Annotated in this window: 6 protein-coding genes; all 6 read left to right on the forward strand. The window is 62.8% G+C overall.

Features of this window, described 5'->3' with window-relative positions; all coding sequences use genetic code 11:
* Positions 1-1974 precede the first annotated feature (1974 nt).
* The 6 genes from FHS09_RS02925 to FHS09_RS02950 all read left to right on the forward strand — a co-directional run bounded on the left by FHS09_RS02925 (position 1975) and on the right by FHS09_RS02950 (position 11996).
* The gene (locus FHS09_RS02925) at positions 1975-3159 is read left to right on the forward strand and encodes an HlyD family secretion protein (protein WP_183456517.1); all 1185 of its coding nucleotides are present in this window, start codon (positions 1975-1977) and stop codon (positions 3157-3159) included.
* The gene (locus FHS09_RS02930) at positions 3160-5883 is read left to right on the forward strand and encodes a cysteine peptidase family C39 domain-containing protein (protein WP_183456519.1); all 2724 of its coding nucleotides are present in this window, start codon (positions 3160-3162) and stop codon (positions 5881-5883) included. It abuts the gene before it with no gap.
* Entirely contained in the window at positions 5873-7999 is a 2127-nt protein-coding gene (locus FHS09_RS02935) for an ATP-binding cassette domain-containing protein (protein ID WP_183456521.1), read from the forward strand. Before FHS09_RS02930 ends, FHS09_RS02935 begins: the two co-directional genes overlap by 11 nt.
* Positions 8000-8063: 64 nt before the next feature.
* Positions 8064-8312, forward strand: a complete 249-nt coding sequence (locus FHS09_RS02940) for a hypothetical protein (protein ID WP_183456523.1) — start codon at positions 8064-8066, stop codon at positions 8310-8312.
* 220 nt (positions 8313-8532) lie between these two features.
* Positions 8533-9180, forward strand: coding sequence for a DUF4197 domain-containing protein (locus tag FHS09_RS02945; RefSeq protein ID WP_183456525.1), 648 nt, complete (start codon positions 8533-8535; stop codon positions 9178-9180).
* A 1031-nt stretch (positions 9181-10211) separates the two neighbouring features.
* Positions 10212-11996 carry a PLP-dependent transferase gene (locus FHS09_RS02950; protein ID WP_183456527.1) on the forward strand — a complete coding sequence of 595 codons (1785 nt, stop codon included), beginning with the start codon at positions 10212-10214 and terminating at the stop codon, positions 11994-11996.
* Positions 11997-12156: the final 160 nt, after the last annotated feature.

Consider the following 12156-nt stretch of genomic DNA (forward strand, 5'->3'; position numbering starts at 1 on the left):
GGGCCGTAAAAGATACACAGGTCCATTTTGACGATCGACAGGAGTGACTCAGCAAGCCAAAGCGGTTAGTCTTTTGCGGTGAGTACGCCTGCGACTCGATTTTCAGGTTCTGGCGGCTCAGGTATGATGTATCCAAACCTCAAACCAAGTAGAAGGAGAGGCGCCATGAAAGCCAAATCTCAGATAAAAGCCGGTCCCGAATTGGACATCCACGTTTGATTCATCAAACCGCAAACCAGATAAAGGAGAAGCGCTATGAAAGCTAAGTCCCAAGTGAAAGCCGGCCCGGAACTGGACATCCACGACACCAACTGACCCCTCAAACTACAAACCAGTTAAAAGGAAAAATGCCATGAAAGCCAAATCCCAGGTAAAAGCTGGTCCTGAGCTGGAAGTTCGAGATGATTGACATATCGAGCCACAAATCAAATGAAAGAGAAGGAATGTCATGAAAGTCAAATCTCAAGTAAAAGTCGGTCCGGAGCTCAAAATCCAACCCCCCAAAACTTGATGTCCAAGCCTATTGGAAGGTAACCCGGCAGTAGCCGGGTCACTGCCTCCATTCTTACACCGCCATAGACTCTTTCCAGCATATTTGCCTCTATCCCTACAAGGTCGAGCGCTATTACTGATCCCATTCCACCAAAATAGCGCCCAAGCAAAAGCGGTCATGGCTGTGATGGGCCTGGCTAGCGTAGCGTACACCGATCGCGGCCATGGGCCGCTCCTACAGATTCGTCCATCAGTGCTATTATTCCGCCTGGCAATGGTAAAAAATCCCCCTCTCACTTAGAATCCGGTCCTTTGATGAGCACAGCGAAGCCTGCCCTAATGGCCCTCGCCATCCGGGGCTCGGAAATGCCGCGCATAACCGCAAAGTAATTAAAGAACGCACGCCCCATGATTGGCAGGCCCCAAAAGATACACAGTTCCGTTTTTGACGGTCGACAGGGAGTGACTCAGCAGGCCAAAGCGGTTAGTCTTTTGCTATGAGTACGCCAGCGACTCTGTTTTTCAGGGGTTCTTGCGGCTCGGGTGTGTATCCAAACCACAAACCAATCAAATAAAAGGAGGGACGCCATGAAAGCCAAGTCTCAGGTAAAAGCCGGCCCGGAGCTGGACATTCAACTTTGACATCTCAACCGCAAACCAGATAAAAGGAGAACGCTATGAAAACAAAATCCCAGATAAAAGCCGGTCCGGAACTGAAGGTCAATAATTGACTTCTCGAACCGCAAACCAGACAAAAGGAGAACGCTATGAAAACCAAATCCCAGGTAAAAGCCGGCCCGGAACTGCAGATCCACGGTTAACCTATCAAACCTCAAACCAAGAATAACCGGAGGGGTGCGAATGAAAGCCAAGTCTCAAGTGAAAGCAGGCCCGGACCTAGACATCCACGATAAACCGTAAACCAGATGTAACTACTCACTCCCTGTAGGAGCCTGCTTGCAGGCGAATAAGAACGGAGCTCCGTAGCCGTTCGCCTGCAAGCAGGCTCCTACAAGGTGCTTTCGGTAAATCAATGCGGGTCCCCCAATGGGTGAGTAGTTACAACCAGATAAAGGAGAAACACCATGAAAACAAAATCCCAGGTAAAAGCCGGCCCGAAATTGGACGTCCAAAACTGACCTTCCAAGCCAAAAACCAGACAAAAGGAAAAAAGCCATGAAAGCCAAATCTCAAGTAAAAGCCGGACGTAAATTCCCACTCTCCCAATTCCCGCCGAAGCCATAACGGCAACTTTCGAAGCTTTCTGCTACTTGTAGGAGCGGCCGTTGGCCGCGATCGGCGTGCGCTACGCAAGCCAGGCCGATCGCGGCCAGCGGCCGCTCCTACAGGTTCGTCCATCAGTGCCTTTTATTGCGAGGGCATTGGTAAAAATTCCTCCCCTCACTTAAAATCCGGTCCTTTGCCGGCGAATCGACGAAGAATAAAAACGCCGCTTCACTATGGAACCCCAGTTGTACCCGGATGAGTACGCCCTTTCTACACACCACCCGCGCCCTTAAGGCCGACGGTACCCGATTACAGGCGGTGGCCGCTGCTATCGGCCTGCTGCTGTTCGCAGCCTGGGGGCTGTGGTTTTTTATCGCGGGAATCACCGTCTATAAGGTCAGCAGCGAAGCCAGGTTGCAGCAGTTCGGCAATACCGTGCAGCTCAGCGCTCCGCAATCGGGGCGGGTAGTCGCGATACACCGGCAACTGGGCGATACCGTGGCCGATGGCGATGCCCTGCTGCAGCTCGATACCTCGGCGCTGGACCTGGGCATCGCCGGTGAAAACCGGGTGGCCCGGAGTCTGGAACAGCAACTGGAATCCCTGCGGCGCGAACAGGAACTGGTGGACAACAATTTCCAGCGCGACAGCGCCGCGCAGCGGGAGCAGCTCGCGCTGTTGCGCGAACGCCATGCGCTGCTGGAGAGCAACCTGGAAATCCAGGCGAATATCACCGCCCGCTACGAGAGCTTGGCGGCCAAACAGCAAGGGGCGCAACTCGATTACCTAACCGCCAAGCGCAGCCAGCAGCAGATGGCCGCGGATACCCTGGAAACAGAGGCGGAGCTGAAAGCGGCTGAGGAGCGGTTGGTGCAACTGGAAGCGGACCATCGACAGTCCCGGGCGGAACTGGCCCGGCGCCTGGCGGCCACGGAACAGGAACTGGTGCAGGCGGATACCCGGATGCGCCAGCAGGCGCTGACCGCGGATCAATACCACCTCCGCGCGCCCATCGGCGGCGTGGTGGCCTCCCTGGCGGATATTAACGTGGGCCAAATGCTCGAGGCCGGCGCGGTGATCGCCAGTATCCAGGCGCCGGGAGAAATCCGCGTACAGGCGCAGTTCGAGCCCGCCGCCGCACTGGGGCATATCAACCCGGGGCAGCGGGCCCGGGTGCGCCTGGACGGTTTCGCCTGGACCCGCTACGGCGAACTCTCCGCGCGGGTGGAGCGGGTGGCCGCGGCGGTGCAGGATGGCCGCGTGCTGGTGCAACTGGTGATCGACGGGGACGTCCCCCCCGGGCTGCCGGTGCAACACCACCTGCCGGCGGCGGTGGAAATCGTCACCGCGCGCAAGGCCCCTTACCAATTGCTGTTGCAGCGCGCCGGGGAGTGGATGGCCGGCGAAGACGGCAACCCACCGGCCGCCGGAGCGCTGTAGATGAGCAAACCCCGCCGGCTGGCGCCGGAGGTCATCCAGACTTCCAATATGGACTGCGGCCCCGCGGCCCTCAAATGCCTGCTGGAGGGCTTCGGCGTCAGCGCCCATTATGGCCGCCTGCGCGACGCCTGCCAGACGGATGTGGACGGCACCTCCATCGACACCCTGGAGGAAATCGCCGTGCAGTTGGGGCTGGACGCCGAGCAGGTGGTGGTCCCCGCCGACCACCTGCCACTCGACGATATCCGCTACCTGCCCGCCCTGGTGGTGGTGCGCCTGCCCAACGGCAACACCCATTTCGTGGTGGCCTGGCGCCGCCACGGCAACCTGGTGCAGGTGATGGACCCGGCCAGCGGCAGGCGCTGGCTCGGCGCCCGCCGCTTCCTGAACGAACTCTACACCCATACCATGGAGGTGCCCGCGGCGGACTGGCGCGAGTGGGCCGGCGGCGACGAGTTTGTCACCCCGCTGCGGGAGCGGATGCGCGGGCTCAAAATTCCCCCGGACCTCGAAGGGGAACTGTGCCGCCGGGCCCTGGCCGACGAACATTGGCAGCCCCTGGCCTTCCTGGACGCCGCGGTGCGCATGCTCGCCTCCCTGACCGGCTCCGGTGCGCTGAAGCGCGGCCGGGAGGCGGGCCAACTACTGGACGGCCTGGTGCGACAGTTTGCCGAAGACAGCACCCGCGCAGTTCAGCTGGTGCCGGAAAACTACTGGTGCGTGCGCCCCCGGACACCCCCCGGCGAACAGGCGGCGGAAATTGAAGACAGCGAGCCGACCCTCGCCTTCCGCGGCGCCGTGCTGGTGCGGGTCAAGGGCCACCTGGGCCGCGAACGGGCGCAGGCGGACTCCGAGGATTTGCGCAAAGCCCTCGACGAAAAGCCGCCGCGCCCGCTGCGCGAACTCTGGCAACTGCTGCGCGACGACGGCCTGCTGGCCCCCGTCGTAGTGGCGCTGACCATGCTGGCCTCGGTGCTGGGACTGATGGCGGAGGTGCTGCTGTTCCGCGGACTGATCGACATCCACGGCGAGCTGGCCACCACTCCCCAGCGGCTGGCCGCCATCGGCCTGGCACTGGCCTTCACTCTCACCCTGGTGCTGGTGCAGTACCCTGCGGCCAGGGTGCAACTGGTCCTGGGCAGGCACCTGGAGAGCCGCTTCCGCATGCGCCTGCTGGAAAAGCTGCCGCGAATACCCGACCACTTTTTCCACAGCCGACCCGTCTCGGATACCGGCGAGCGCAGCCACCGGGTGTTCGCCCTGCGCGACCTGCCGGCACTCGGCGGGAGCATATTGCACAAAACGTTCTCCCTGGCCGCCACCGCCGCCGGCATTATCTGGCTGGCCCCTTTCGCCGCGCCGCTGGTGCTGCTGATGGCCGCGGTGCAGGTGGCGATTCCACTGGTATTCCAACCCGCGCTCAGGGACCGGGACATGCGCGTGCAGACCCACGCCGGCGCCCTGGGCCGCTTCTATATGGATGCACTGCAGGGGATGGTGCCTATCCGCACCCACGGGGCGGAAACCGCCGTGCGGCGCGAGCACGAACAATTGCTCACCGAGTGGGCCCGCGCCGGCCGCTCCTTCCTGCGCTTCCAGCTCTCCGGCCAGGCGGTACAGCTGCTGGTGAACACCGTGCTTTCGGCGGTGCTGGTGCTGGGTTGCGTTTCCACCGGCGGCGCCGGGCCCTACCTGCTGCTGCTCGTCTACTGGATACTCGCCCTGCCGCCACTGGGCGAGGAGGTGGCGGCGCTGATGCGCGAGTACCCGCGGCAGCGCAACACCCTGCTGCGCGCGCTGGAACCGCTGCAGGCCGCCGTCGAGGAAGAACCGCAAGCGGACAAGGGGGACGGTAAGGATGACGAAAAGGAGCCCTGGGACGGGCCCGCGGAAATTCACTTTTACAAGGCCAGCGCCCGCGCCGCTGGGCAGCTGATCCTGCAGGATGTCGATCTGCATATCGCACCCGGGGAACACCTGGCCGTCGTCGGCGAGTCCGGTGCGGGCAAGTCCAGCCTGGTGGGCCTGCTGCTGGGCTGGCACCGCACGGCGGACGGCCGCGTGCTGGTGAACGGCGGGGAGCTGCGGGGCGAGCGGCTGGCGCAGTTTCGCCGGCACTGCGCCTGGGTGGACCCGGCGGTGCAACTGTGGAACCGCAGTCTGCTGGACAACCTGCGCTACGGCGGCGACGGCACCGCGCCCCTCTACCCGGTGTTGCGGCAGGCGGACCTGCTGGAGCTGGTGGCCAATCTCCCCGAGGGACTGCAGAGCGGCCTGGGCGAAAGCGGCGCGCTGGTCTCCGGCGGCGAGGGCCAGCGGGTGCGCCTGGGCCGCGCCCTGGGGAGGAAAAACCCCTGCTGCGCCATTCTCGACGAACCCTTCCGCGGCCTGGACCGCCACCAACGCCGACGCCTGCTGGGCAATGTGCGCCGCTTCTGGCGACACTCCACCCTGATCTGCATCACCCACGATATCGCCGAGACCCAGCACTTCTCGCGGGTGCTGGTGGTCGCCGACGGCCGCATCGTCGAGGACGGCCCGCCGGCGGAATTGGCCGCCCGGGAGGATTCCCGGTACGCCCGCCTGCTGGCCGCGGAACAGCAGATGTGGCGCAGTTGCTGGGAGAGCGGAGACTGGCGGCAATTGCGTATGGAAAACGGCCGGCTGGAAGAGACGGCACCCGCGCCGGCTGCGCCGCGGGAGGAGATTCACCATGGCGACTGAATCCGGCGATACTCTGCAGCAGCTTTGCTGGCCGGAAGACCAGTTGGAGGCGGCCCTGGAGGCCCTGGCGCACAGGGCCGGGCTGGACAGCGCGGAAACCGCCCCGGAAGAGCCCGGCGGGAGCGATCCGGCCGCCGATATCGACGGCCGTATCCAGCGGGGGGCGCAGCGCATCGGCCTGGAGGTGGAGGCGGTCAGCGTCGGCTATACCGAGCTGGTGCAACTGCTGACCTCCGCGGCGCCCGCGCTGGTGCGCCTGCGCTTTGCCGGGGAGGACCGCTTTCTGGCCCTGTGTAGCGGCGGACGCCGACGACTGCGGCTGCTCACTCCACAGTTGGAAACCCGCCGGGTTTGCACCCACGACGTGGTTGCGCAACTGACCGGCGATCTGGAGAAGCCCCAGCGGCAACGCATCCAGCAACTGCTGGAGAACGCCGGCATCGCCGAGGGACGCCGCGCCGGGGCCGCGCGGGCGCTGCTCGACGAGAGCCTGGCCCACGAATCCATCGGGGCCTGCTGGCTGTTGCGCCAGCCCCCCGGTTTGCCCCTCTGGCGACAGATGCGCCAAAAGGGGGTGCACTGGAAACTGGCCGGGCTGATCGCCTCCCACGCCTGCCAGTACCTGCTGTTCCTGCTGGGCTGGTGGCTGATCGGCGTCGCGGTGCTGGGAGGCAGGGCGGACCCCGGCTGGTTCGCCGCCTGGGTGCTGTTGCTGTTCACCCAGATTCCCTTCGCCCTGCTCACCACCCGCCTGCAGGGCATCGTCTCCGTGGAGACCGGCACCTTGATCAAGAAGCGGCTGCTCACCGCCGCCCTGCGCATGGCACCGGGGAAAATCCGCCATATGGGCTCGGGGCAAATGCTGAGCCGGGTGTTCGACGCGGAGAATATCGAATCCGACGCGCTGCACGGGGGGTTCCTGATCCTGCTGGCAGTGGTGGAGCTGGGCCTGATGGTACCGGTGCTCGCCCTCGCCGCCGGCGGCGCTTTCCACCTGGCGACCCTCGCGGTCTTTTTGCTGTTCGCCGTCGTGCTGTGTCGGCGGCAATTCCTGCTGCGCAGCCGCTGGACCGACCGCCGCCTGTCCCTGACCCACGGCCTGATCGAGAAGATGGTGGGCCACCGCACCCGCCTCGCCCAGCAGCCGCCGGCGGACTGGCACCGGGGCGAGGACCGAGAGCTGGGCGGTTACCTGCAGAGCGCGATAGCGTCCGACGACGCCATGACCCGGCTGGTGGCGCTGCTGCCGCGCAGCTGGCTGGTGCTAGGTATCGCCGGCCTCATTCCCGCCTTCGTCGGCGGGGCCCAGGGCGGCGCCCTCGCCGCCAGCCTGGGCGGCATTCTGCTGGGCTACCGCGCGGTGCTGAAGGGAATGCACGGCTTCACCAACGCCCTGAACGCGGCGATCGCCTGGCGCAATATGCGCGAGCTGTTCGCGCTGGAGACGGCGCGCGTGAAAACGCCCTCCTCCATTCCTCCCGGCCGGCCGGCGGCGGAACGCGGGCAGCCATTGCTGTATGCCCGGGGACTGCGTTTCAAGTACCCGAACAAGGAGCGGCCGGCCCTGCGCGACTGCGGCCTGAACGTCGCCACCGGCGACCGCATACTGCTGCAGGGCACCTCCGGCTCCGGCAAATCCACCCTCGCCAACCTGATCACCGGCCTGCATACCCCGGACGACGGCCTGCTACTGTTGCACGGTTACGACAGAAGCAGCCTGGGCGCGCACCAGTGGCGCCGGCTGGTGGCCTCGGCGCCGCAGTTCCACGAAAACCACGTGCTCGGTGAATCCTTTTTGTTCAACCTGCTGATGGGCGACTGCTGGCCGCCGCGCAACGAAAGCGTCCAGCGGGCCTACGCCATCTGCCGCGAGCTGGGCCTGGAGCCGTTGCTGCAAAAAATGCCCGCCGGTATGCTGCAGACCGTGGGCGAGATGGGCTGGCAGCTCTCCCACGGCGAACGCAGCCGCCTGTATATCGCCCGCGCGCTGCTGCAAAACGCGGAGCTGGTGGTACTGGACGAAAGCTTCGCCGCGCTGGACCCGGAGAACCTGCGCCTGGCGGTGGACTGTGTAAAAAAACACGCGCGCACCCTGCTGGTGATCGCCCATCCCTGAGGCGCGGCTGCGAACCCGGCTTTTGCCGGGCAGGATGCGACCCAATTGCCGCTCGATTTTGGCTATGAACGACAACCTCGATTACGACAACCTCGATTACGACAACATCCCCGACGCGCGAGACGGACTCACCCGGAAAGAGCGGGCGATACTGTATTGCCTGCAACAAGCCCAAAAGGAATTAAAGGGGAGAAATGTCCCGACCATCATGCTGTACGGACGCGTGGTGGAGCTGGTCGATATCAGCGAGGCCGAATTTCAGGAAATCCTTTCGCGATTTACCGGCCTGACAAAATTGTCGGGCGAATATTGATTTCCCCCTTCACGGATCAGGCTCCCACTCGGCTTTGGCTAGCCGGCAGTGATCAGGCCACTGCCGGCACAAGCGACAGGGACCTGCCCCTGAACCGGGAATTCTGTCACTGACGCACCACTCGGCACGCGGTAGCATTACCGAACCGGAAACGAGGGAGATCATCGTGAAGCAATATTGGGTAGTGGCAGGGATAATAGTATTAGCGGGCTGTCAGAATATGGATGCCGTGTCCCCCTGGATCGATGTGGGCAACCAGGTGGCCAGGAACGCGGGCTATGATACCGATTCCAGGCTCGCCAGCGGTATCAAGGAAACCCTGCACACCAGCACCGACCGCGCCAGCAGTCGGCTGTCACAGAGAGGCGCATTCAACTTGCAGCTCCCGGCAGCCGCCCGGCCCGTGGCCAACAGCCTGCGCCAGTTCGGGTTTGGCAGCTATGTGGACCAACTGGAAACCGCCATGAACCGCGGCGCGGAGCAGGCAGTGGCCGAAGCCGCACCGGTGTTCAAACAGGCGATTAGCAATATGACGGTCAATGATGCCCTGGGCATTATCCGGGGCGGTGATACCGCCGCCACAAACTACTTCCGGGCCCAGACCGAAAGCGCGCTGCGCCGGCGCTATCAGCCAATCGTGGAAAGCAACCTGCGCAAGACCGGTTTCTATGACCAGTACAAGAGTATGCTTGCGGTCTACGATAAATTGCCCATCGCCAACAAGCCCGGTATGGACCTGGAACGCCATGTGATCGACAGCAGCATGGCCACGCTTTTCAGCCGTATTGGCGAGGAGGAGGCATTAATCCGGAGAGACCCCGTTGCTCGGGGCAGTGTGCTGATCGGGCAGGTGTTTGGAGCGAGATAGAAGGAGTAACCCAGAGCCCTCAATTCGCCTGCAAGCAGGCTCCCACAGGAGGACTCCGCTTTGCCCATCCTACAAAAATTGCCCTGCCGCCCCTTAATTTAGCGCTATTCAACTCCCACCTCACAACGACAAAACGGCAGGACTCCGTTTCGCACAACTGAAGGCTGCCCGGCAGGGTGAGGGCCAGGGACAAATCCGCAGGATACGGATTTGGGCAGCTTCAGCTGGCCGAAGGCCGAGCCACAGGGATGTGGCGAGCCATTGCCCGAATGACAAAACGGCAGGACAGCCGTTTTGCACAGCCGAAGGCTGCCCGAAGGATGAGCGGTTTGGCGTTCCGAGCCAGGGATGGCGGCCCGAATGACAAAACGGCAGGACAGCCGTTTTGCACAGCCGAAGGCTGCCCGCAGGATGAGCGGTTCGGCGTTCCGAGCCAAGGATGGCGGCTCGAATGACAAAACGGCAGGACAGCCGTTTTGCACAGCCGAAGGCTGCCCGAAGGGTGAGGGCCATGGATGGCCCGAATGAAAAATGCCGGCAGCGAAAACCCACTGCCGGCAACAAATGATGGTCCCAACCATCAGACGGTTACAACAACACTATCAAGAGCGAAAATGGAGCATCCGTGCCCCGGCCAGGCCCTTCCTCACACTGGGCAGACGTAGGCTCTGTGTATACCCAGCCCGACCTGGCAATCCAGCTAGCGCTGAATGGCTTCCTACCGCGCCGTGCCTCTCTCGGCACGGCGTCCGGTCCTTCGGATCCGGTGTTGAAGAGTGTCTTTCCTTAGACCGATTCCCCCTATAACCACCGGGTAAACCGCCGCTCCTCAACACTGGCGACTACTCTACGGATAAACCGATAACAGGTCGATCACACGCCATTACACGCCATTACAGGTTTGATGGATTTTTGATCAAACCTGTAATTCGCTGCGGTCAATTGCGCAGCCAGAGGAGGGGGATGCACAAAAAGGTTTCAACTGTTACAGTTAAAACTATAACAATAAACAACCATTTTTGAGGACAAATATGGATAGCAATCTGCAAGATGCAAAAGTTCTCTCCCCCCGGCGCAACAGCAGTAATGCGACGACCACCGCGGAGCTGGCCCGCGAGCAGCTGCAGCATTTTTCCATTGACCCGAGTTCGGAGCACGGCCGCCTGCTGCTTGACACCGCTGAACTGCTCTACCGCGCCCAGGGCAACCTGAGCGAGTTGTGGGCCCAGAGCGCGGCCACACTGCAGAAACTGGACCGCTCCGACAAAGTCGCCTGGTTCAACGCCAAACGCTTTATGAGCTTCCAACTGGCCAAGCTGCTGGACACCCTGCAAAACCCCCTGCGCGCCAGCTTCCAGAGTCTGCAGGGGAGCGGCGATTTCAATGTCGCCACCCGCGGCGGCTACCCCCTGTTCGACAACATCCCGGCGATCTTCTCCGCCACTCCCGTGATTGCGCGCACCGCCACCTATATTTATGCCTGCACCGAGTGGGTGGACGACGCCTTCCGCGGCCGCGAGCCCAGCCACGATATCTACTCGCGCCTGCTCAACCCCACCTCCATCTCCCTGGCCAACGCCATTGTCGACCTGGAGTGCGGTCCCGAGTCGGGCGAGTACCTGGCGTGGAATTTCAACTCCGGTATGGCCGCGATCGACGCGCTGCTGGCCAACCAGCTCGCCCGCGGCGATATCCTGATCGTCTCGCGGCATATCTACGGCGGCGTGCACCAGTTGCTGGTGGATCACTATGCGCGCCGGGACAAAATGGCCATTGAGCTGGTGTGGTTCGACGGCACCGGCGCGGAGGAGTTTGAACAGTTGCTGCAGCATACGTTGAAGTCCCGCGCCGAGAAGATCAGCGGCGGCGCGCGGGTACATGCCTACCTGGAATCCCCCTGCAACCCCCACGGGACCATGCTGGACGTGCCGGGCATCTGTGCCGCCGCGCACCGGCACGATATCCTGGTGAGCCTGGACTCCACCCTGGCCACGCCTTTCCTGTACCGGCCGCTGCGGCGCAAAGACAAGGCGGAGCGGCCGGACTTCGTGGTGCATTCCTACACCAAGGATATCGGCGGCACCGGCGGCACCACCGCCGGGGTGGTGATCGGCGAGAATCACCGCATGTTTATCCCCAAGGGCGACAGCGCCAAGGGCGTGAGCTGGGACCGCTGCCTGTTCTGGGATGTCTACTACATCAAGGGCGCCTTCCTGGACGCGGACAAGGCCTGGGAGGTGCACAACGGCATGCGCACCCTGGAGATGCGCATGCTGAAGAAGTGCATCAACACCCTCTGCCTCAGCCACTTCTTCGCCAGCCATCCGGAGATCCGCGTCAACAGCCACGCGCTGGAGGAACACGACAACAGCGACCTGCGCCGGCGGCTGCTGCGCTACGGCCTGCCCACGCCGCTGTTCAGTATCGATATGGAGGCGGCCAAACTTCCCGCCGAAGCCTTCAAACGCTTCTTCGACACCCTGGAGCCGGCCTTCGGGCAGATGGTGAGCCTGGGCCAGACCAACACCATGGTGCTCTGCCCGGCGTTCACTTCCCACTCGGAGTTGTCCCCGCAAGCGTTGCGCTCTGCGGATATCCACCCCACCACCATCCGCATCTCCGTGGGCGACGAGAATATGGCCCAGTTGGCGGCACAGTTCATCTCCTGTGCGAAGCTGCATCTGGACCCGGTGCGCCCGGGGTTCAGCGAGGGCTTTATATCGCCGGATGAAGCGGATGGAATGTTTGCGCGCTTCTACCTGGACTGCCATCGCAAGGTGGCGGAGGAGTTTCCGCGGATTGCGGATTACCTGTAGGAAAGCCCCGACAACTCCTCTCTTCCCCTGTAGGAGCGGCCGTTGGCCGCGATCGATCTCGCTTCGTAGTGCAATCAGATCGCGGCCAGCGGCCACTCCTACAAGGCATTGATCATTGGCCTGCGACCACTTACCATCCCACCTTTCTGCCCATAAATTA

Source organism: Microbulbifer rhizosphaerae, from assembly GCF_014191725.1.
Classification (GTDB): Bacteria; Pseudomonadota; Gammaproteobacteria; order Pseudomonadales; family Cellvibrionaceae; genus Microbulbifer; species Microbulbifer rhizosphaerae.